Genomic DNA, 20455 nt, shown 5'->3' with positions numbered 1-20455 from the left:
ATGTCGGGATGGGAAATCTTCTGGGACGTGGCGCCGTACGTCACCCTGGCCGTCGTCGCCGTGGGGATCTGGTGGCGTTACCGCTACGACAAATTCGGCTGGACCACCCGGTCGTCGCAGCTCTACGAGTCACGCCTGCTGCGCATCGGCAGCCCGATGTTCCACTTCGGCATCCTCGTCGTCATCGTGGGCCACGTCATCGGACTGTTCATCCCCGAATCGTGGACGTACGCGATCGGTGTGAGCCAACACGCCTACCACGTGCAGGCCCTGGCCCTCGGAGGCATCGCCGGCGTCACCACGTTGACGGGTATCGCGCTGCTGATCTATCGGCGCCGCACGACCGGTCCGGTGTTCATGGCCACCACGGTCAACGACAAGGTGATGTATCTGGTACTGGTCATGGCCATCATCGCGGGGTTGGCGTGCACGCTGATCGGCGCGACGCCGGTGGGCGCCGAACACGACTACCGCCAGACGGTCGCGCCGTGGTTCCGGTCGATCTGGATATTGCAGCCCCGCGGTGACCTGATGGCGTTGGCGCCGTTGTGGTTCCACATCCACGTGATCATCGCGCTCGTGCTGTTCTGCCTGTGGCCGTTCACGCGGCTGGTGCACGTGTTCAGCGCACCGATCGGCTACCTGTTCCGGCCCTACATCGTCTACCGCAGCCGCGACGTCGCCCGCAAGGGTGAGCTCGTTGGATCGCACCCGCCCCGCCGGGGCTGGTGACCTGGCCGCGGCGTTGTACGGCAACCCGTAGCGGCGGCAGATGTCACGCACCGCAGGAGCGAGTTCGGCGTGCCGGTGGGCGGGAACGTCCGGGAACAGGTGGTGTTCGATCTGGACCGACAGGTTGCCCGACAGCAGGGGGAAGAGCTTGCCGCCAATGAGGTTCGCCGAACCGAGCACCTGGCGGAAGTACCACTGGCCGCCGGTTTCGGCCTTGGCCGGTTTCGGCCTTGGCCTCCTCGATCGAGAACTCCTGCACGTCTTCGGGGAAGTGCCCGCGAAAGATGATCAGTCCGGCCATAGGTTGCGTATGAGGTTGACGGTCAGGTTTCCCGCGAACACCCACGGCGCGAACGGTCCGGCCAGCAGCGGGAAGGCCACATAGTTCTTGAGCGTCTGCTGCTTGGTGTTATGCCAGATGCCCTGCAGGATCTCGCGTTCTCGGCGATGCTGGTTCTCGCTCAGCCGCACGTCTTGCCGGCGACGGCCTTCTCGCCACCGTTGGGAGTGGGTTGCATGGTGGTGACGGTCATCTACTCCCCTCGAGTTCGCTCGCGCGCTCCCCGGCGGCCAGCGAGGTGTTCAGCGCGCGCTGCAGCTTGGCCGTCAGTTCGTCGGCCGACGGCACCGGCTGGGCGACGGCCACACCGGTTGCGGCGAAACCTCCGATGACCAGGGTGGCGGTCGCAATCATCAGGGCGCGCATGGACGCAAACTGTCGTTCGAGGACGGGTAGCACGCCTCACCAGATCATCACCCCGCCCGGCACGGGTCAAGACCTACGTCCGCGTGCCCACCTCGTCGTCATGATCGCCAGACTAACCCCCGACTACCGTGCGAGCGCCAATGTCCCCGACGGGTTCCGGCTGAACACCAGCCGTCCGTCTCGCCACAGCGCCGTTCCCACCTGGGCACCCTTTTCGGCGGCGCCCGGGGTGAAATGCTGTACTCGCCTAAGGGATGCGGTGAGGTGCTGACCGACGTCGATCGTCACCGGCGCCACTCCGAGCGCCTTCGCCGGATTCGTCGACACCAGATCGATGGCCTCGGTCAGTGGCACGTTGTGCTCACTGGCCAGTACGTGCGGCGCGGCGTGCATCGCCGACGGTAGATAGTCCGAGCAGAGCACATCGCACACTCCGGCGGCGATGGCGTCTGCAGCCAGCAGGTTGTCCGACGACGTCGACTTCCCGCGCACGGCGTTCGGAGCCCCCAGCACAACGGTCATGCCGAGTTCGTGCGCGCGGTGCGCGGCATCCATGGTGAGCGGGAACTCTGCGACGCGCGCTCCGAACGCGAACGCCTCGTCGATGTGTTGGGCGTTCCGATCGTCGTGGGAGGCAAGGACGACGTTGTGGTCCCGGGCCAGCGCTGCAACGGCTCTTCGGCGCTCCGCCACACGGCTGAGTTGCTGGTCGTCGACCGTGAACACCTCCGTGACCTCGGCCTCGGACACTCCCCAGTCCTGGGCGTAGAAGGCCTGGGTCTCGGCGAGGGTGGAGAACCTGCTCCGCTGGACGGAGGTTTCGATCATCGAGATCAGGGCGACTCGTGACGACACCGCGAGCACAGTGTGCAGCGCATCGACGGCGCCTTCGTCGGTGAGCTCGACTCGTGCGTGAATTCGCCAGTCGCAGCAGAGCATCGGTGCGAGTTCTTCGAGCACTCCGGCCAGCACGGCGGCATCGGTGATCGCGATGCCTTTGCGTGGTGAGTCCTCACAGCGTGCGGCTATGCAGACCGTGGCAATTCCGGCCGCCGCGCATTCTGCGTCGAGTACCGATATGACGGCCGCGTGGTCGAGGGACACGGTGGCGCGGGGCCGGCGTCGCTGCAACAGGTTGTCCAGGTGTAGGTCGACCGCGCCGGGGACCAGGTAGAGGTCTTGACCTGCGGCCGCGTCGGGGACGATCTCTTCGACCCGTCCTTGCGCATCGAGCGCCACGACCGCATTGGGGATCGCGTCGCGCCCAGCACCCGGTATGACCGTTACGCCCTCGATCACGTTGTATGCCAAGAGATCACTCCTTTTCGCAGATCGCCGATCGTGGTTGCGATCGACTCGAGCGGACTGTCCGTGGCGGCGGTGACGATCAGCGCCGCGCCAGCCGCGGTCGCCTCCAGCAGCCAGGTGGCCAGCGCATCAGACGGGATGTACTCGCCGGGACCGTCGAGCACGATGAAGGAACGTTCGGACAGCAGAGCGGCAACCAGTGCGACAGCGCGTCCTTCGGCGGCGCGCAGACGTCCCAGCGGCCGCTGTGCGACACCGGCGAGGCCGAGCCGGGCCAAACCGGTCACCGCCGCGGCAGACGTGCAGCCCGCTGCCCGCGCGACCGCGTCCTCGGCGCTCAGTGTCGGGGCGGTGGCGAGTGGACCGTCGAACGCGGCGATGTGGTGCGCGCGCAGCCACGCGACCGTGCGCGGGTCGGCGGCGGTCAGCTCGACTTCTCCTCGGCTGTCGAGCCGCAAAGTCACCTCGCCGGCGTCGGGTCGGTACACCCCCGTAAGGCACCTGGCCAGCGTGGTACGGCCCGAACCGGCCGAACCTCGGATCAGCGTCAGGCGGCCGCCGGTGGCGGTGAGCTCTGCGCCGTCGAGCACCTCGGGCCCGTCGTCGAACCGTTTCCGAAGCCGGGTGGTGGTGATCGTGGTGGTCACGTCAACCTCGAAGACACCAGCAGTTGGGTGTAGGGATGCTTTGGATCTTCGAGCACCTGCTCGGTGATCCCCTGCTCGATGATGCGTCCGTGGTGCAGCACGAGGACCCGTGAAGCCAGGATCCGCACGGCAGCCAGGTCGTGAGACACGACGATGGTCGCCGATCTCAGCGATTCGGTCACCCGGGCCACGACTCCTAGCAGGTCGGCCTGCACCGACGGGTCGAGCCCGGTGGTGGGCTCGTCGAGCAGCAACAGTTGTGGTGGATCGACGAGCGCGCGTGCGAGCTGCACTCGTTGTTGCATGCCGCCGGAAAACGTCATCAGTGCGTCGTTGTGCCGTTCCGGTCGCAAGCCGAGTTCGCCGAGGAGTTCACCCGCTTTGGCATGGATGTCCTCGAACCGACGTGCCCCCCCGCCGAGCAGTCGTTCGGCCACGTTGGTTGTCGCGGCCAGCCGAGGGTGAAGCCCTGCGGCCAAGGCGTTCTGGTGCACCATCACCACGGTGGAGCGCTTGAGTTCGGAAGTGTGGCCGGCACGGAACAGGTCGCCGTGCTCGCCGACGATCATGGAACCGTTGTCGGGTGCGAGGTCGAGGTGAAGGCAGCGCAACAGCGTGGTCTTGCCGGATCCGGACTCTCCCACGACACCCAGCACCTCGTGGGCACCGATCTCGAACGATGCGTCGTGCACCGCCACAACTGCCCCGCAGTTCCGGCATCGATTGGTGCCGGACTCTTCCCCGGTGAGCTCGACGCACCGGCCGCAGCCCGGCCCGAAGCGGTGTGACACACCGATGACGGAGACCACCGGTGGCGGAGGATGCAGGGCGGGCGCGATCGTCCGGCTCGGCAGGGCGTCGGCGGTCATATCGCTGTCGCCTCACGGCTGCGGCAGGCGTCGGTGTCGCTGCAGCACCACACCAGCACGCCCGAGCTCTCGGTGGGCACCCGGAAGGACGTCTCGCTGCCGCAGTGCTGGCAGGGGCCTCCGGCTTCCTCCGGCGCCAACGCGACGTCGTCGAAAGCCAGTGGCTGCACCGAGGTGTACGGCGGCAAGGCGGTGAGCCGGGCTCGCCGACCGGCGCCGAGCAGGATGGGATGTGGTCGCCGGTCCAGTCGCAGGACGTCGTAACGCGGGATGGGGCTTGGACTCATGAGCCGGGTGTCGGCAACCAGCACCGGGTGGTCGGCTCCGGTGCGCGGGCCGCCGAGACGGGCCTGGGCGTCGTAGAGATCCAGCCAGGCGGGCGTGTAATCACCTTCGGCGTGACAGTTCAGCGCCGCCAGCTCGTCGGGCACGACGCGCCGCAACGGCTCGGGATGGGGCACCTGGAGCACCAGAAGCTGGTCGGGCCTCAGACCGATCTCCGGGATGCGGTGGCGGCTCTGGATGATCGTGGCTGCGGAGGTGCTAGTGGTGGCCGCACACTGCGCCGATGTGCTGATCAGAGCGCGCATGCCGGCTGCGTTGACCGACATGTCGTCACCCTGATCGATCACCTTGACGGTGTCGGTGGGCCCGACCACTGACAGCGTCACCTGCAGTCCGCCGCTCCCCCAGCCACGTGCCACCGGCATCTCGCGGGACGCGAAGGGCACCTGCCACCCGGGTATGGCGAGTGCCTTCAGGATTGCCCGTCGCACATTGCGTTTGGTGTCTTCGTCGAGATATGCGTATGCCTCGCGCCGTCCGTGCGCGGCGGCGAGCGAGGCCACCGTCGTCGGCGGATCGGTCGTCATCGTCGCTCCTTCGTGGCGGCTTGCGCGAGGTAAGCGGTGAAGCCGGCGTAGTGGGGTAGCCGGAGGTGCTCCACGAACCCGTTGGTGGCGGGGCCGTCGGTGGCCGCGATGATGGTCTGCGCGTCGAGCATCAACGGCTCGGCGAAGTCACCGTCGGCAAGGATGGCCGCGTCCAGCAGGGCAAGCGAGATGGCGCGGCGTTCCACAGTTCCCAACGTGGCGCCCCACCCGAGCGCCAGGCCGGGGCGGCCGTCGACATCGGCATCGATCATCACTTCGACCTCGGTGATCGGAAGCGTGGCGACGGCAATCGGAATACCGCTGCGAGGATGCGGGATTCGCACGGTGGCCACCGCGACGGTCAATTCGACCAGCACCGCCTCTTGCCGTCGTCCCAGGATCATCGCGGCCAGCGCGACCAGAGCACCGGTTTCACCGCGGGTGAGCATGGCGAGCCGGTTGGTTCTGCTGTACGGCGGCACCAGCACCGCACGTGCCGGGTCGCCACCGGCCCCCTCCGCCGGGGGTGTCACCGTCGACACACCTTGGATGAGGTCGCGTACCCGCACCGTGTCAGCACGTCGCGGAGCGTCTGTTGACGGCGACGGCCCTTCGGGGAGCCGCGGATTAGTGTCTGTCGGCGGATCGTCGCCTCGGTTGGGATTCGATCCCCAGTCCAGTCGGCGATCGAGCAGTTCGGGAGCGAACCCAAGCCATTGGCCGCCGGGGATCTGCGGGTAGGCCGACGACAAGCGCCGGGTCACCACCACGTCCTCCGGTTGCACCGTCAGCGCGTCGAGGTGCGGTTGAGTCGCCGCCCAGACCCGCAGGACGGAAACCGCGTGAGAGGGATCACCGTGTGCCTGATCGAGCGCTCGCCGCGCCGCGACGGGTTCCCACAGGCCGGCTTCGGCACAGATCTGCTCCTCGAGGATCGCGGTGCTGATGCCGCTTGCGGCGTGCCGCGTTCGCGCGATGAGACGGGCCGCGTCCAGCGCCTCGTTCTCATGCATGCTGGCATACATCAGGACACCCACTGGACGGAGACGCTTCGTGGCAGGCCGATCAGGCACTCCGGGGTGATGATTAGCAGGTCGACGCCCGTCGGCGGGTTCGACTTCGCGGCCGTCAACGCGTGCAGGGCGACGGCATCGAGTGGAATGAAGCACGTTGTCGGCTCAGGTAATCCCGGACCGGACAACATCAACGCGCGCGCCTCGCCGGTGGTGGCGATCACCAGCGTGGCACCGTCCTCGGGGGCGCCGCGAGTTCCGCGCCGCGCCTGCGATATCGCCGTGGCGGGAGGCCCGTGGACCACGACCCAATCGGCTGCACCGACGTCGACCAGCGAGGCACCGGTCAGGGTGCATGCTGTCGCCGCCACGCGGCGGACCGCGTCATCACCGGAAAACCCGAGTCCCAGTCCGCGATCGAGCAGCGCGAGCAGGACGGCGGCGGCGCGGTCGAGCTCTGGGTGTCCGGACAATCCTGGCACGCAGGACAACTCGATGGGCGTCCCGGGCGAGCACAGGGCCCGCATACAGGCCAGAAAGGCGGTCCTGCTGTCGTGCACCATATCCCACGTCATGACTGCTCCAATCGCGTCCTTACGGCCAGGCCAGCACGGACGCGACCGCGTTCAGCACGCGCCTCCAGGGCTGCGCGGCAAAGCTCCAGGACGCTGTGGGCATGCGGCCCACGCCGCTCGCACTCGGCATCGCAGATCGCCGCGGCGACGGCACCCGCAGGGTCGTAACCAGCCCGGACACCGTCACCACGTGTGCCTCCCAGTTCGACGGTGCACCGGGTCAGCGCTACATGGCCCAAGACCGTCGTGGTGTTGTCGGCGTCCGGAACCGGTACCCTGACCGGCGCGCTGACCGACTCGGGACCGGTGGTCACCGACACCACCACTGCGGTGGCCAGGATGTCGTCGGCAAGGCGTTCCAGGGTCTCTGCATCGGCATCGCAGAGCGCCTCGAAACGTGTTTCGGGCCTCACTTGAGATCCACCGTGAACTGGACGTGGTCGCCGCGGAATCGGTGTCGCACGGCGGCGATCGGAAGACCGTCCAGATCGACGTTCAATCCTCGCATCTCCAGGATCGCGGCACCGACTCGAATCATAAGATGTTCCGCCTCGGCGGGTTCGGCGAGGCTGGCGACGAACGTTCGGGACGCGCGTCGCATGCGCACGCCATAGGTGTCGTGCAGGTAGTCGAACAGTGACGTGTCTCCTGCCCAGTCGCGCGCCAGCTGCGGAAAACGTTCGGTCGGGATCGACGTCGTCGACACGGACCAAGGCTCGTCGTCGACCAGCCGTAGGGTCCTGCAGACGAAAAGCGCTCCGCGGGTGTGCAGTTGCTCCCGTAGGTCCGCCATTTCGACGACTTCTGACGACAGCACCCTGATGCCCACCCGGTGACCGGATTGGAGCATGGTGCGGGTAAAGCTGGCATCGCGTCCTGCCGACATGTCGTAACGCATCCGCGGGGTGGCGACGAACGATCCCTTCCCGCGAACGGTTTCGATGAGGCCGCGCTGGTTCAGTTCGTCGAGGGCGCGCCGCACCGTAAGCCGGTTGACCTCGAACTCCTGTGACAGTTCGGCTTCGCTGGGGAGTTTGTCGCCGGGTTGAGCCTGTTGCGCCAGCCGAGTCTCGAGCACATTGCTGAGCTGACGGTAGAGCGGCTGACCGGCGTACCTGTTGATCATGTCCAAATCGTGGTTCCTCATCGGTCTGTCGGTCCCAGGACGCGCCGACGAATCGCGGCAGATACCCTTTCGAACGCCACGACCACCAGGAGTATCGCAAGGATGATCGTCGCCGCTTCGTCATAGCGCAGCAGCGTCATCGAGGTGGCGAGTTCGATGCCGATGCCGCCTGCCCCGACCAGGCCCAGCACCACAGAGGACCGCGCCGAGGATTCCATCGCGAACATGGACGTCGTGACGAATGAGGGCATACAGGCGGGGAGCACACCCCCGACTAGGATTCCGAAGCGCGGCGCTCCCAGCGCCTGCAGCCCTTCGATACGCCCGGGGTCGATGTCCTCGATGCTCTCGGCGAAGAACCGCCCGCAGAATCCCATCACGTCGACAGCGATGGCCAGCACACCGGCTTCGGGGCCCAGCCCGACGGCGATGACGAAGATCAGGCCCCACACCAGGTCTGGAATGGTCCTGCTGACGGTGATGATGCCCCGGCTGACTGCGTACAGCGACCGGTGCGGCGTGGTGTTGCGCGCAGCCAGGACGGCCAGCGGCAGGCTCAGCAGGACACCGATAATCGTGCCGAGCAGTGCCATTTCAACGGTGACGAGTAGGGCTTCGAGGATGGGACCGAGCCGGTGAGCGTCCGGTGGAACGGCCGCGGACAGGAAGTCACCGAGCCGGAACACCCCTGTGGCCAGAGAGTCGGGCTGTATGCCGACCCCTTGCGTCCATCCATGGGCCAGCAACCCGCCGACGATGAGCAGGACGACCAGCGCGAGCAGGCTGGGCTGCCGGAACCGTGGCGGAACCGGGGGCGTGCCGGTCGGCGGTGGGCTCGTCGCTCGACTCACGAAGCACCGTCGGCGAAGATCGGCGCCAGCTGCGCGGCGTCGCATTCGCTGACGAGGCGGTCGAAACTGACCGCGCCGCGGTTTAAACCGACGACCCGATCGGCGTAACGCAGGGCCAGATCCATCTGGTGCAACGCCATGACAACGGTGACACTGCGCTCGGCAGCGATGGACGTCAGCAGTTCCATGACCCCGGTCGCCGAGGCGGGATCCAGGCTGGACACCGGCTCATCGGCAAGGATGACGCTCGGCCGTTGCATGAGCATCCGCGCGATGGCGACCCGCTGCTGCTGGCCGCCGGACAAGGTGTCCACCCGGCGCTCGGCGAAACCGGCCATACCCACCCGTTCCAGGCTCTCCATCGCTTCCCGGCGCACCTCGGCCGGGCTGGTCAACGGCCACGCGCAGCGCGTTCCGTGCCTACCCATAGCACCGTGAACGACGTTGTGCAACACCCCGAGTCGCGGAATCAGGTGGAACCGTTGAAAGACGAACCCGATGTCTCGGCGGATGACACGCAGCGCGCGTCTGGAGGCCGATGTGACATCGGCGCCTGCGAGAGTCACGGTGCCACCGGTGGGTTCGACCAGTCGCACGAGGCACCGCAGCAGGGTAGACTTTCCCGCCCCGTTGGTGCCGATGAGCGCGACGATCTGCCCCTCATTCACTCGCAGGTGAACCCCGTTGAGGACGTCGGCGTTGGCGCCGCGATACCGTAGCTGCAGGTCCTCGACCTGGATCGCTACGTCACTGCGGATGCCATGGCGTACTTGGCCGGAGAGTTGGGCGGGCACGGCCATGTCAATTGCCGAGGAAGTTCGAGAAGTCGTTGACGCCGACGGACTCGTACATCGCCCGGACTCTGTCGTAATCCTGATCGGAGACCTCGACCAGTTTGGCCTTGGCGAACTTGGCGTTGTCCTTGCCTTCAAGCATGGCGTTCAACAGGTCGTCGAAGTGGTCCTTGAACGTGGTCTGAATCGTCGTGACCGTCTCAGCATCAAGGCCGTTGCGGCCAACCAGGAGATCAGGCGGCAGGATGGGGCCTTCCTCAATCACCCGGTACTGGGCGGGATCATCGGTTGCCATGAACTCCTCGTAGTCGTGGCACCCGATCCCAACCGCCTCGACGTCGCCGCGCTGCAGTGCAGCGTGCACGGTGTCTCCGACGGTCAGCACCTCCACATCGGTGGTCGGTTCGACGCCTGCGTCCTTGATCATCTGCGATGGGCCGAGATGGCCACTTGTCGAGCCAATGTCGGACATCGCCACCTTCTTGCCGCGAAGCTGATCAAGCCTTTCGATCCCGCTGTCCGCTCGGGTGTAGATGCAGGAGCGGTAGCCGTCGCGTTCGATGGCCACGATGGGCTCCGCCCCGGTTCGTTCGTGGATCACCACGTACTCGGCCGGTCCGGTGAACACCACGTCCAGTCGGTTTGCCTGCAGCGCCGCTGCCGCGGCGGTGCGGTCGTTGACCGCGAAGAATTCGACGTCGAGCCCGGAGCGCTCCTCGAATGCCGTCTCGAAGGCCCCGTATTCGCGCTGCAGCTCTTCCATTCCTTGGAGGTCGGTGACAGCCAGCCGAATGGTGCCGGCTTGCTCCTCCCCGGAGGGCTCACTGCTACAGCCCGCCGCGAGTGTGGCCCCAAACAGTAACGCAACAGCACCTCTGACGATCGTGCGTCCCGACATCGAATGTTCCCATCTGTTGCTCTTCGAGTTGCTGTGTACATGTCTAGACAACTGCGGCGAAGTGCGCGTTAACGGGAACCGACGGATGAGGCAACGTCGCGCGGACACCTCAAACCGTCCATTCGGCGACCGCGGAGCGGCTCGAGCGACCCGGTCGGCGTCTAGTGCAGGCAGAACTCGTCGAACTTCACCGCACCGGCCGTCGGATCGGCCATGTCGACGTACCAGCTGGTCACGCAGCCCGTACCGGTATGCAGGGCCTGCACCACGACGATGTGGTTGTCGGCGATGTAGGGCAGCGGCCGGCCCGCGTCGTCGCGCAGGGGTGAGAGGTTCGGCACGGTCGGGCTCAGGCCACCCGGATCACCTTGCGCAGCAATATCATCGGCGCTCCACGGCGAGGGCGGCACCGGTCGACTGCGTTTGGAGACGTCCAGGAAGGCGCCGAAGCTGTTGCCCGTGTTGGACGCCTCGAGATAGTGCACACCCGCGGGTGAGGTGAAGCGGTTCCACAGGTGGTTGTGGCCGCTGTACACCAGGTCGACGCCGGCACTTTCGATCAGTGGGACGACGCCGCGCAGCAGGACGTTCTCGGTTCTCGCCGACGGATAGTCGTTTGACGTTCCTCCCCACGGCTGAAAGCCGGGGGATTTCAACCTGTTAGACGGGTTGGAGCAGTAATTCCTCGCGGTTTCCTGCTGGTTCCTGCGTCGACGTCACCGCAACACCCGCAGGCGCTGTGGTTTCTCGGCAGGCGGTGACCGCAAGCCCTGCGGCCAATACATTCTTGGCGGCGTTCACATCAGCGTGTACGGGCCCGTGCGGGCAGTTTGTGCACCGAAACACCGCTTGGCTCTCACGGGACTTCGGGTCAACATGCCCACACACCGGACACCGTTGCGACGTGAAAGCCGCCGGAACCTTGATCACCTGTGTCCCGGCATAACGCGACACAGACATCAACGGTTGCTCGAACCGAATACCATCCTTTCCCCAGTACAGCCCGATTCAAACCTGATTTACTCGACGCGCCGTTCGGCAGGAACGCCCCGGCGTTGCCGGGATCTTCGACCCGAGCAGCACGGCGCGTCATGTTGCGGGTCTTGAGATCTTCGAGCACCACGACTGCGTTCGACTGGGCCAGGCGGTGCGCGGTCTGGACGCAGAAATCCTGGCGGCGGTGCCGCTCAGCGGCCCGCAACTTCGCCAGAGCCGCCGGGTCTTGTTGCGGTTTGCCGACCCCTTGGCCGCGCGGGACAACTTGCGTTGCAGCGCTACCAGGCGGCGGCGTTCACCGGTCGTGACGAACTCCCGGTCAGCCAGCTCACCGTCGCTGGTGGCCACCACCACACCACGATCCACCCCCACCGCGGTCCCCGGGGCGGCGTGCTCTGCCGGGGCCGCGATCCCGTCGTCGACGAGCAACGACACGAACCAGTGCGCACCGTCCCACGACAGGGTGGTCGAGCGGACGGTTTCCCCCTGCAGGCTGCGTGACGCCCGGAATTTCACCCACCCAAGCTTGGGCAGCTTCACCCGCGCATGTTTGCAGCTGAGCTTCTCCACCACCATCTTGTTGCCCTCGGGGAACCGGAACGACGGCGCCCACCGCCGACCCGCACGCCAATGCACCCGAAACGTCCCGTGCTCACGGCACGCCTTATCCAGATCCATCAGTGTCTGCTGCAGGCAGTGCCCCGAAACGTCTCTGAGCCACGAATGCTCCGTCTTGGCTTCGGCCAACTCTTTGGCCTGGGGCCCGTAGTTCATCCACGCCCCGCGCCGGCGGTATTCACCGCGCTGCTCCAACCCGGTGTTCCACACCGCCCGACACACTGCCCCGATCTGCTCGGCGAACACCGCCTGCGCGTCGGTGAACTCCACCCGAAACCGCCGCCCCGTCACCACGATCTCAACGATCCTTCTGCGACTCGACGTAGCGGTTGATCACCGACAACGGTGCCCCACCCACCGTCGCCACGAAATACGAGTTCGTCCACAATGTCGGCAACCGCGATTTCAGCCACGGGAACTCCTGCCGCAGCAGCCGCGAGGACCTGCCCTTGATGGCCTTCACCAGCTTGTGAACCCCCAACTGCGGGTCGACCTCCACCAGCAGATGCACGTGCTCAGGCATGGTCTCCATCTCGATCAACCATGCCCCCTTCTCCTCGATCACCTCGACGATGATGTCCTTGAGCCGCTGCTCCATCCGCCCGCCGATCACCTTGCGTCTGTATTTCGGGCACCAGACGACGTGATAGGCGCACCGGAACGCGATATTCGCGTTCGTCCGCAACGTAACACCCACACCCGACACCCGACAACATTAGACAGCGATCAACCATCTAATGTTTCAACACGCCGGAACCGTACCCGCGCAGTGGCCACCCAAAGCAGGAACTTGACGCGCTCACCCCCACGCCTGAAAGCAGGGGTCCGCCGCGCTACCTACTTTCGATCGAAGAGGCGGTCGAACTTCGCATGGTCCCCCGGGTCAGTGAACCACGCCGTCAGATGCAGCCGCTGACACTCACCCGCCTGCCGACGCTGGCGCACACGTCGACGTTCGGTGCCGGCGGAATGTACACCGGTGGTGGAGGCGGTGGCGGTGGCGGTGGCGGCGCACCAGGCGGGGGCGGCGGCGGCGGGGGTGGGGGCGGAGGGGGTGGGGGCGGCAGCGCGTCGTTGAGGTAGGAAAGCGGATCCGCGCATCCGGTGACGTCGACGAATCTGCCACCGATGGACCCGCAGAGCGTGGCGTCCGCGGTGGGGGCGGCCGGGCTCAGAACCCCGGCGAACATCAGCAGCGCGGCACAGGCGCCGGACAGCGGCCACATTATTCGCACGTGCCAATTGTGGGGCCGTCGCACCGAGTTCGGGGGTTTTCGGGGTGTTTGGTCGCGCTGGGCGCGACAAACCAGACCGAAATCACACAACGCGCTCGGTGACGAAGCGATGCGGTGTGGCGGTCAACGGGTCGACGAATTCCAAACTGTGGGCCAGCAACCGCAACGGGTTGGCGAAGTCGTCGGGCGCGACGTCGACGATCTGCGGGTACAGCGAATCGTTGCGTAGCGGCAGGCCCAGCGACGCCATGTGCACCCGCAGTTGGTGAGTGCGTCCGGTTCGCGGTGTCAGCCGGTAGAGGTCGTCACCGAGATCTTCGACCAGCGTCTCGGCGTTCGGCTCTCCTGGCTCCTCGAAAGCCTGTAGCCGGCCGCGTTCTTTGATGATTCGGCTGCGAACAACCGTCGGCAGGTCGACGGTGGGCCGGCCGGCGGAGCGCGCCAGGTACACCTTGGTGACCGCACCGTCGGAGAACAACCGCTGATAGCTGCCGCGGATCTCTCGGCGGGTGGTGAACAACAGCACGCCGGCGGTCAACCGATCCAACCGGTGCGCCGGCGACAGTTCCGGTAGATCGAGTGCGCGGCGCAACCGGACCATCGCGGTCTCGGCCACGTGGCGGCCGCGCGGCATCGTCGCCAAAAAGTGCGGCTTGTCCACCACCACGATGTTGTCGTCGCGATAGCGCACCGGCATCTCGAACGGCACCGGAACCTCGACCGGCAGATCACGATAGAGGTAGACGTGCGCGCCCGGCGGCAGCACGGTGGCCGCCGTGACGACGCTGCCGTCGGCAGTCACCACCTCGCCGTCGAAGACCTTCGCCGCCACCGCCTCCCCGAACCGGGAGTCCAACTCCACGAGCACCGCACCGCCGCGCAACCGCACTCGCGCCGGCCCCAGCCCGTCGCGCACCGGTAGCGACGCGGGCCGCATCCGGCTCATCGCAACGGGACGGGTTCGAGGATTTCCGCCCTGGCCTCGGGCGCCGCCGCGCGCAGCGCATCGGCGGACTCGTCGTCGGGTTGCTGTTGGCTGCGCACCTCGGCGTCGACCCGCGCGCAGTAGGTGTCCACCTCGCGGGTGACGTCCTCGGCGCTCCAACCCAGAATGGGCGCAACGACTTCGGCGACCTCGCGGGCGCAGTCGACACCGCGGTGCGGGTACTCGATGGAGATCCGCATCCGCCGGGCCAGGATGTCTTCGAGGTGCAGCGCCCCCTCGGCGGCCGCGGCGTACACGGCTTCCACCTTGAGATAGACGGGCGCCTCGGTGATCGGGGTGAGCAGTTCGGGTCTCCCATCGGCGAACGCCAGCACCTCGCTGATCAGCGAACCGTACCGGTCGAGCAGGTGACGCACCCGATAGGGGTGCAACCCGTAATGGGCGCCGACACTCTGAGTTTGGTTGATCAGCGCGAAGTATCCGTCGGCACCCATCAACGGCACCTTCTCGGTGATCGACGGCGCCACCCGCGCGGGCACGAATTCGGCGGCCGCGTCGATGGCGTCCTCACCCATCACCCGGTAGGTGGTGTACTTGCCGCCGGCGATGGCGACCAGGCCCGGCGCCGGGCTGGCGACGGCGTGCTCACGGGACAGCTTCGAGGTCTCCTCGCTCTCCCCCGCCAGCAGCGGACGCAGGCCGGCGTAGACGCCGTCGATGTCGTCATGGGTGAGCGGAGTGGCCAGCACGGTGTTGACGTGGTCGAGGATGTAGTCGATGTCGGCCTTGGTCGCGGCCGGGTGTGCCAGGTCCAGATTCCAGTCGGTGTCGGTGGTGCCGATGATCCAGTGCGTCCCCCAGGGGATGACGAACAGCACGGATTTCTCGGCTCGCAGGATGATCGCGACCTCGCTGACGATCCGGTCACGGGGCACCACGACGTGCACACCCTTCGACGCCCGGACGCGGAACCGGCCGCGTTGCCGTGACAGCGCCTGGATTTCGTCGGTCCACACGCCGGTCGCGTTGACCACGACGTGGCCGTGGACGTCGGTGACCGACCCGTCCTCGCTGTCGCGCACGACGACACCGATCACCCGGTCACCTTCCCGAAGCAGGTTGACCACTTGCGTCGACGTGCGCACCACCGCGCCGTAGTGCGCGGCAGTGCGGGCCACGGTCATGGTGTGGCGCGCGTCGTCGACGACGGTGTCGTAGTAGCGGATCCCGCCGATCAGAGAGCTGCGTTTGAGTCCGGGGGCCAGCCGCAGCGCCCCGGACTTGGTGAGATGTCGCTGCGCCGGAACGGATTTGGCGCCGCCGAGTTGGTCGTAGAGGAAGATGCCCGCCGCCACGTAGGGCCGCTCCCACCAGCGGTTGGTCAGCGGGAACAGGAACGGCAGCGGTTTGACCAGGTGCGGCGCCAGCGTCGTCAGCGACAGCTCGCGTTCGTGCAGCGCCTCGCGGACGAGACCGAACTCGAGCTGTTCGAGGTAGCGCAGACCGCCGTGGAACATCTTGCTGCTGCGGCTGGACGTCCCGGAGGCATAGTCCCGCGCCTCGACCAGGGCGACCTTGAGCCCGCGGGTGGCGGCGTCGAGCGCGGCGCCGGCGCCCACCACACCGCCGCCGATCACCACGACGTCGAATTGTTCGCTGCCGAGCCGCTGCCAGGCCTCGGCCCGCTGCTGCGGTCCGAGCAAAGTCTGCCCGTTACCTGCGATCGGGTCACTCATCGTTCCCAGGCTACGGGTATCTAGTCCAGATCGTCGTGCGCCATGAGGCGACGCGCGGCCTCGACGATCGAACCGGACAGCGACGGATACACCGACAGTGTCTGCGCCAGGTCGGTCACCGAAATGCGGTTCTGCACCGCCAGCGCGATCGGCAGGATCAGCTCCGAGGCGATCGGCGCGACCACGACGCCACCGATTACCACGCCGGTGGCCGGCCGGCAGAAGATCTTCACGAAGCCGTGCCGCAGCAGCGACATCTTGGCGCGGGCGTTGGTGTTCAGCGGCAGCATAAGCGTGCGGGCCGGCACACCGCCGTCGTCGATCGCGGTCTGCGGGATGCCGACGGCGGCGATCTCGGGACGGGTGAACGTGGCCGAGGCGACGGTGCGCAGCCGGATCGGTGCCACCCCCTCACCGAGAACGTGGTACATCGCGATGCGGCCCTGCATCGCGGCCACCGACGCCAGCGGCAGCAGGCCGGTGCAGTCGCCGGCGGCGTAGATGCCCGATGCCGGTGTGCGCGACACCCGGTCGACGGGGATGTACCCGCCGCGGCCCAGTTCGACTCCGACCCGCGCGAGGCCGAGACCCTCGGTGTTGGGCACCGAGCCGACCGTCATGAGCGCGTGGCTGCCCTCGACGCAGCGGCCGTCGGCGATCTGCACCTTCACCCCCGTCTCGGTGCGGGTGACCGATTCGGCACGGGCGTTCTTGACCAGGGTCACGCCGCGTTCGGCGAACACCTCCTCCAGGGCGGCGGCGGCGTCGCTGTCCTCGTGCGGCAGGATCTGGTCGCGGCTGGCGACGACGGTCACCGTCACACCGAGTTCGGTGTAGGCGTTGCAGAACTCGGCGCCGGTGACACCAGAGCCCACGATCACCAGGTGCTCGGGCAGCTCGGTCAGGTCGTAGAGCTGGCGCCAGGTGAGAATCCGCTCGCCGTCGGGCACCGCGTTGGGGAGCACGCGCGGGCTGGCCCCGGTCGCGATGAGCACCACGTCGGCCTTGAGGACGCCGGTCTTACCGTCGCGGGTGGTCACCCGTACGCGGTGTTGCGCCAACCCGGGCGCGTCGTCGACCAGTTCCCCGCGGCCGGCGATGACCGCGACACCTTCGCGCAGTAGTTGGCTGCCGATGTCGGCGGACTGCGAGCGCGCCAGCGTCTTGACCCGGTGATGGATCTGCGGCAGCGAGATTCTGGCGTCTTCGACACTGATGTCGAAACCCAGGCCGGTCGCGCGGCGCAATTCGGTGCGCACCCCGGTCGAGGCGATGAAGGTCTTCGACGGCACGCAGTCGTAGAGCACGCACGCCCCACCCATCCCGTCGGAGTCGATCACGGTCACGTGGGTGTCCGGGCCTCTGCCCGCGGCGACGAGAGCCGCCTCATATCCGGCGGGGCCGCCGCCGATGATTACGATGCGGGTTGGCACGAGCATAATCTAGCCGTTCGCCGCCGAAGCCCGCTTCCGGTCGCGGCAGGCCGGTCGCCGGTTAAGCTGTCCTACCGTGCCGCTCTACGCCGCCTACGGGTCGAACATGCATCCCGAGCAGATGATGGAGCGCGCACCGCATTCGCCGATGGCCGGGACCGGCTGGCTGCACGGCTGGCGACTGACGTTCGGCGGCGAGGACATCGGCTGGGAAGGTGCGCTGGCCACCGTCGTCGAGGATCCCCTGTCGAAGGTGTTCGTTGTGCTCTACGACATGACGAAAGAGGACGAGGAGAACCTCGACCGCTGGGAGGGTTCGGAACTCGGCGTCCACAAGAAGATCCGCTGCCGCGTCGACCGGCTTTCGTCGGACACGGACACCGACCCGGTGCTGGCGTGGCTGTACGTGGTCGACGCCTGGGAGGGCGGGTTGCCGTCGGCGCGCTATCTCGGGGTGATGGCCGACGCGGCCGAGATAGCCGGCGCGCCAGCCGAATACGTGCACGACCTGCGGACCCGCCCGTCGCGCAGCGTCGGCCCGGGCACCCCGGGCTAGCCCGTTTTCGCGAGCGTGCGCTTGTGCACCCGACACGCCGCAGTTCGATGAGCTTTTCGTCACCCTCGCGCAGTGCGGAGGTGACAGGCTGCAGTGATGGCAGAACCCCGAGAACGGATGCGCACCCCCGGTGCCGGCCTGGACCACTGAGCGCGGTGGTCAGAGCAGGGCGGCCTGTTCGATGATGTTGACCATCGCCCGCACACCGACACCGAGTGCGCGCTCGTCGAGGTCGAACGTCGGCTGATGCAGATCCAACTGCGGCCCCCGACCGCTCCACACACCGAGCCGTGCCATCGCCCCCGGCACCTCCTCGAGGTACCACGAGAAGTCCTCGCCGCCACCGGACTGGTGGGTGTCGGCGAGCACGTCCGGGCCGATCGCCTCGATCGCGTGGGTGAGGATGCGCGTGGAGACCTCTTCGTTGACCACCGGGGGCACACCGCGGCGGTACAGCACGGTGTGTTCCATCCCCAACGGCGCCAGCAGCGACGAGACAATCTCGCGGACAATGCCTTCCAGCGTCAGCCAGGTCTGCCGAGACGCGGTGCGGATTGTTCCGGCCAGCGTGCCGGTCTGCGGGATCGCGTTGGCCGCCACCCCGGCGTTGACCGCACCCCACACCATCACGGTGCTGTTGCGCGGGTCGATGCGGCGCGACAACACACCGGGCACCCCAGTGATCAACGTGCCGAGCCCGTAGACCAGGTCACCGGTCAGGTGCGGGCGTGACGTGTGCCCGCCGGGTGAGTGCAGCGTCACCTCTATCTGGTCGGCCGCCGACGTGATCGGCCCCGGCCGCACCGCCACCCTGCCCACCGCCAGCCGCGGATCACAGTGCAGCGCGTAGATCCGCGACACCCCGTTCAAGGCGCCGGCCGCGATCGCATCGATCGCGCCACCGGGCATCAGTTCCTCGGCGGACTGGAAGATCAGCCGCACCCCGATGGGCAACTCGGGCACCGACGCCATCGACATCGCCGCGCCCAGCAGAATCGCGGTGTGTGCGTCGTGGCCGCAGGCGTGCGCGATGTTCGGCACGGTAGACGAGTACGGCAGCCCGGTTCGCTCGGCCATGGGCAGCGCGTCCATGTCGGCGCGCAGCGCGATCCGCGGACCGTCCTCGCGGCCGAAATCGCACGTCAGTCCGGTTCCGCCGGGGAGAATCTTCGGGTTGAGCCCGGCGTCGGCGAGGTGGGCGGCGACGAACTGGGTGGTGGCGAACTCCTGTCGGCCCAGTTCCGGGTGGGCATGGATGTGGCGGCGCCAGGCGACCAGTTCGTCGGAGTGCTCCGACAGCCAGCGTGCGGCGGCGTGTTTCAGCACACTCATGACGCCCGCCTCTCCTGCCGCTCCAGCACCCGGTCCCGCTCGGAGCAGGTCTCGGCGAGACGCACCACCGTGCGTGCCAGCATGATCGCACCCTCGACGACGGCCCGGTCGGCGCTGGGTCCCGCCGCAGCGCCGGCGAACGCCGACTGGTGGATGGACGCACCGCCGGCGTCGATGCCCACCACCGGGTGGATACCGGGCACGACCTGCGTGACGTTGCCCATGTCGGTGCTCCCGAGCGGCAGCGCCGCCTCGACCTCGGCCGGCACCGGGGTGCGGCCGACCCGCTCCATCTCGTCGCGGAACGCCTCGGCCAGCCAGCGGTCCGGGGTCAGTTCGGCATACGCCGGCGCGGTCTCGGTGACCTCATAGCCGCAGCCGGTGGCGACGGCGCCGGCCTGGAAGCAACCCGCCATCCGGTCCTCGAGTTCGTGCAGCGCCGCCGATTCGGCGGCGCGCATCGTGTAACGCATCCGGGTGCGGGCCGGGATGACGTTGGTGGCCACGCCACCTTCGGTGACGATCCCATGCACCATCTGTCCCGGCGCCAACTGCTGGCGCAGCAACCCGATCGCGACCTGCGCGACGGTGACGGCGTCGCCGGCGTTGATGCCGAGATGTGGCGCGACTGCCGCGTGCGATTCCCGGCCGGTGTAGGTGACGTCCACCTCCGACAGCGCCAAGGACCGGGCAGCGGCGATGTCGACCGGTCCGGGGTGCAGCATCACCGCGACAGCGATGTCGTCGAAGGCCCCCGCCTCGAGCAACAGGACCTTGCCGCCGCCCGCCTCCTCGGCGGGTGTGCCGACCAACACCACCGTCAGGCCGAGCTCGTCGGCGACCTCGGCCAGCGCCAGCGCGGTGCCGACGGCCGACGCGGCGATGATGTTGTGGCCGCAGGCGTGTCCGATGTCGGGCAGCGCGTCGTACTCCGCGCAGACGCCGACCACCAGCGGGCCACTGCCGTAGGACGCGAGGAAGGCCGTGTCGAGGCCACCGACTGCGGAGGTCATCTCGAAGCCGTACTCGGCGACCAGCGCCTGGGTCTTCGCACAGCTGCGGTACTCGGCGAACGCCAGTTCCGGCTCGGCGTGGATGGCGTGTGACAACTCGACGAGATCTCCGCGGCGGCGGTGGACGGCGTCTTCCACGCTCGTCGACGCGGTGGCGGAGGGCATTGACGCAGTATCTCACTGCCAGTCCGGCGGTACT

The 20455-nt window shown here is 67.5% G+C and carries 24 protein-coding genes and 1 pseudogene; 2 read left to right on the top strand and 23 right to left on the bottom strand.

The window, feature by feature from the left end; translation table 11 throughout:
* Positions 1 to 732, top strand: a complete 732-nt coding sequence (narI, locus tag G6N07_RS04230) for a respiratory nitrate reductase subunit gamma (protein ID WP_085190253.1) — start codon at positions 1 to 3, stop codon at positions 730 to 732.
* A 12-nt stretch (positions 733 to 744) separates the two neighbouring features.
* Here the strand turns inward: narI and G6N07_RS04225 are convergent.
* From G6N07_RS04225 to G6N07_RS04130, 21 genes and pseudogenes are all read right to left on the bottom strand, one after another.
* Positions 745 to 1251, bottom strand: a pseudogene (locus G6N07_RS04225) (fatty acid desaturase); the annotation flags it as partial.
* Positions 1252 to 1261: 10 nt separating this feature from the next.
* Complete coding sequence (locus G6N07_RS04220; protein WP_163784086.1) at positions 1262 to 1438, bottom strand: hypothetical protein; 177 nt, start codon at positions 1436 to 1438, stop codon at positions 1262 to 1264.
* 123 nt (positions 1439 to 1561) lie between these two features.
* Positions 1562 to 2749 carry an alpha-D-ribose 1-methylphosphonate 5-triphosphate diphosphatase gene (locus G6N07_RS04215; RefSeq protein WP_085190254.1) on the bottom strand — a complete coding sequence of 396 codons (1188 nt, stop codon included), beginning with the start codon at positions 2747 to 2749 and terminating at the stop codon, positions 1562 to 1564.
* Positions 2734 to 3393: an ABC transporter ATP-binding protein gene (locus G6N07_RS04210; RefSeq protein WP_085190256.1), complete on the bottom strand. Its 660-nt coding sequence runs from the start codon at positions 3391 to 3393 to the stop codon at positions 2734 to 2736. Before G6N07_RS04210 ends, G6N07_RS04215 begins: the two co-directional genes overlap by 16 nt.
* Positions 3390 to 4262 carry an ATP-binding cassette domain-containing protein gene (locus G6N07_RS04205; protein WP_085190258.1) on the bottom strand — a complete coding sequence of 291 codons (873 nt, stop codon included), beginning with the start codon at positions 4260 to 4262 and terminating at the stop codon, positions 3390 to 3392. The genes G6N07_RS04210 and G6N07_RS04205 overlap by 4 nt, the downstream gene beginning before the upstream one ends.
* A complete protein-coding gene (locus tag G6N07_RS04200; RefSeq protein WP_085190260.1) occupies positions 4259 to 5134 on the bottom strand; it encodes an alpha-D-ribose 1-methylphosphonate 5-phosphate C-P-lyase PhnJ in 876 nt (291 codons plus the stop codon). The genes G6N07_RS04205 and G6N07_RS04200 overlap by 4 nt, the downstream gene beginning before the upstream one ends.
* On the bottom strand, positions 5131 to 6159 hold the full coding sequence (locus G6N07_RS04195) for a carbon-phosphorus lyase complex subunit PhnI (protein WP_085190320.1): 1029 nt from the start codon (positions 6157 to 6159) through the stop codon (positions 5131 to 5133). Before G6N07_RS04195 ends, G6N07_RS04200 begins: the two co-directional genes overlap by 4 nt.
* A complete protein-coding gene (locus tag G6N07_RS04190; RefSeq protein ID WP_085190262.1) occupies positions 6159 to 6722 on the bottom strand; it encodes a phosphonate C-P lyase system protein PhnH in 564 nt (187 codons plus the stop codon). Before G6N07_RS04190 ends, G6N07_RS04195 begins: the two co-directional genes overlap by 1 nt.
* A complete protein-coding gene (locus G6N07_RS04185) occupies positions 6719 to 7135 on the bottom strand; it encodes a phosphonate C-P lyase system protein PhnG (protein WP_085190264.1) in 417 nt (138 codons plus the stop codon). The genes G6N07_RS04190 and G6N07_RS04185 overlap by 4 nt, the downstream gene beginning before the upstream one ends.
* The gene (locus G6N07_RS04180; RefSeq protein WP_235849698.1) at positions 7132 to 7848 is read right to left on the bottom strand and encodes a GntR family transcriptional regulator; all 717 of its coding nucleotides are present in this window, start codon (positions 7846 to 7848) and stop codon (positions 7132 to 7134) included. The genes G6N07_RS04185 and G6N07_RS04180 overlap by 4 nt, the downstream gene beginning before the upstream one ends.
* 17 nt (positions 7849 to 7865) lie before the next feature.
* Positions 7866 to 8699: a phosphonate ABC transporter, permease protein PhnE gene (gene phnE / locus G6N07_RS04175; protein ID WP_235849700.1), complete on the bottom strand. Its 834-nt coding sequence runs from the start codon at positions 8697 to 8699 to the stop codon at positions 7866 to 7868.
* Positions 8696 to 9499, bottom strand: a complete 804-nt coding sequence (gene phnC / locus G6N07_RS04170; protein WP_085190270.1) for a phosphonate ABC transporter ATP-binding protein — start codon at positions 9497 to 9499, stop codon at positions 8696 to 8698. Before phnC ends, phnE begins: the two co-directional genes overlap by 4 nt.
* A gap of 1 nt (position 9500) precedes the next feature.
* A complete protein-coding gene (locus G6N07_RS04165; protein WP_235849701.1) occupies positions 9501 to 10499 on the bottom strand; it encodes a phosphate/phosphite/phosphonate ABC transporter substrate-binding protein in 999 nt (332 codons plus the stop codon).
* Between the two features lie 53 nt (positions 10500 to 10552).
* Positions 10553 to 11047: a metallophosphoesterase family protein gene (locus G6N07_RS04160; RefSeq protein ID WP_085190274.1), complete on the bottom strand. Its 495-nt coding sequence runs from the start codon at positions 11045 to 11047 to the stop codon at positions 10553 to 10555.
* Positions 11048 to 11051: 4 nt separating this feature from the next.
* Positions 11052 to 11354: a zinc ribbon domain-containing protein gene (locus G6N07_RS20145; RefSeq protein WP_263858021.1), complete on the bottom strand. Its 303-nt coding sequence runs from the start codon at positions 11352 to 11354 to the stop codon at positions 11052 to 11054.
* A gap of 126 nt (positions 11355 to 11480) precedes the next feature.
* Positions 11481 to 12299 carry an RNA-guided endonuclease InsQ/TnpB family protein gene (locus G6N07_RS04155; protein WP_244949046.1) on the bottom strand — a complete coding sequence of 273 codons (819 nt, stop codon included), beginning with the start codon at positions 12297 to 12299 and terminating at the stop codon, positions 11481 to 11483.
* A gap of 4 nt (positions 12300 to 12303) precedes the next feature.
* The gene (gene tnpA, locus G6N07_RS04150; RefSeq protein ID WP_163784081.1) at positions 12304 to 12702 is read right to left on the bottom strand and encodes an IS200/IS605 family transposase; all 399 of its coding nucleotides are present in this window, start codon (positions 12700 to 12702) and stop codon (positions 12304 to 12306) included.
* 202 nt (positions 12703 to 12904) lie between these two features.
* Positions 12905 to 13231, bottom strand: coding sequence for an RNA-binding protein (locus G6N07_RS04145; RefSeq protein WP_163784291.1), 327 nt, complete (start codon positions 13229 to 13231; stop codon positions 12905 to 12907).
* A 91-nt stretch (positions 13232 to 13322) separates the two neighbouring features.
* Positions 13323 to 14186 (bottom strand): pseudouridine synthase, encoded by an 864-nt coding sequence (locus G6N07_RS04140; RefSeq protein WP_085187070.1) that lies wholly within the window; start codon positions 14184 to 14186, stop codon positions 13323 to 13325.
* A complete protein-coding gene (locus G6N07_RS04135) occupies positions 14183 to 15922 on the bottom strand; it encodes a glycerol-3-phosphate dehydrogenase/oxidase (RefSeq protein ID WP_085187072.1) in 1740 nt (579 codons plus the stop codon). The genes G6N07_RS04140 and G6N07_RS04135 overlap by 4 nt, the downstream gene beginning before the upstream one ends.
* Before the next feature lie 20 nt (positions 15923 to 15942).
* Entirely contained in the window at positions 15943 to 17355 is a 1413-nt protein-coding gene (locus G6N07_RS04130; RefSeq protein ID WP_085187147.1) for an NAD(P)H-quinone dehydrogenase, read from the bottom strand.
* Between the two features lie 76 nt (positions 17356 to 17431).
* On the opposite strand from G6N07_RS04130, the gene G6N07_RS04125 reads away from it, so the two are divergent.
* Positions 17432 to 17911: a gamma-glutamylcyclotransferase family protein gene (locus G6N07_RS04125; RefSeq protein WP_085187075.1), complete on the top strand. Its 480-nt coding sequence runs from the start codon at positions 17432 to 17434 to the stop codon at positions 17909 to 17911.
* Positions 17912 to 18070: 159 nt separating this feature from the next.
* On the opposite strand, the gene G6N07_RS04120 is transcribed toward G6N07_RS04125, so the two are convergent.
* Entirely contained in the window at positions 18071 to 19243 is a 1173-nt protein-coding gene (locus G6N07_RS04120; protein ID WP_085187078.1) for an amidohydrolase, read from the bottom strand.
* A complete protein-coding gene (locus tag G6N07_RS04115; RefSeq protein ID WP_085187081.1) occupies positions 19240 to 20421 on the bottom strand; it encodes a M20 family metallopeptidase in 1182 nt (393 codons plus the stop codon). The genes G6N07_RS04120 and G6N07_RS04115 overlap by 4 nt, the downstream gene beginning before the upstream one ends.
* Positions 20422 to 20455: the final 34 nt, after the last annotated feature.

Source organism: Mycolicibacterium doricum (genome assembly GCF_010728155.1).
GTDB classification, from domain to species: domain Bacteria; phylum Actinomycetota; class Actinomycetes; order Mycobacteriales; family Mycobacteriaceae; genus Mycobacterium; species Mycobacterium doricum.
Note: the sequence above shows the minus strand (reverse complement) of the source record. Positions and strands in the feature narration are given on the sequence as shown.

Coding starts and splice junctions, on each gene's coding strand:
- phnC (WP_085190270.1), bottom strand. CDS start 9,499: ATGGCCGTGCCCGCCCAACTCTCCGGCCAAGTACGCCATGGCATCCGC.
- G6N07_RS04205 (WP_085190258.1), bottom strand. CDS start 4,262: ATGACCGCCGACGCCCTGCCGAGCCGGACGATCGCGCCCGCCCTGCAT.
- G6N07_RS04115 (WP_085187081.1), bottom strand. CDS start 20,421: ATGCCCTCCGCCACCGCGTCGACGAGCGTGGAAGACGCCGTCCACCGC.
- G6N07_RS04145 (WP_163784291.1), bottom strand. CDS start 13,231: ATGTGGCCGCTGTCCGGCGCCTGTGCCGCGCTGCTGATGTTCGCCGGG.
- G6N07_RS04190 (WP_085190262.1), bottom strand. CDS start 6,722: ATGACGTGGGATATGGTGCACGACAGCAGGACCGCCTTTCTGGCCTGT.
- G6N07_RS04200 (WP_085190260.1), bottom strand. CDS start 5,134: ATGACGACCGATCCGCCGACGACGGTGGCCTCGCTCGCCGCCGCGCAC.
- narI (WP_085190253.1), top strand. CDS start 1: ATGTCGGGATGGGAAATCTTCTGGGACGTGGCGCCGTACGTCACCCTG.
- G6N07_RS04135 (WP_085187072.1), bottom strand. CDS start 15,922: ATGAGTGACCCGATCGCAGGTAACGGGCAGACTTTGCTCGGACCGCAG.
- G6N07_RS04140 (WP_085187070.1), bottom strand. CDS start 14,186: ATGAGCCGGATGCGGCCCGCGTCGCTACCGGTGCGCGACGGGCTGGGG.
- G6N07_RS04120 (WP_085187078.1), bottom strand. CDS start 19,243: ATGAGTGTGCTGAAACACGCCGCCGCACGCTGGCTGTCGGAGCACTCC.
- G6N07_RS04180 (WP_235849698.1), bottom strand. CDS start 7,848: ATGATCAACAGGTACGCCGGTCAGCCGCTCTACCGTCAGCTCAGCAAT.
- G6N07_RS04195 (WP_085190320.1), bottom strand. CDS start 6,159: ATGTATGCCAGCATGCATGAGAACGAGGCGCTGGACGCGGCCCGTCTC.
- G6N07_RS04220 (WP_163784086.1), bottom strand. CDS start 1,438: ATGCGCGCCCTGATGATTGCGACCGCCACCCTGGTCATCGGAGGTTTC.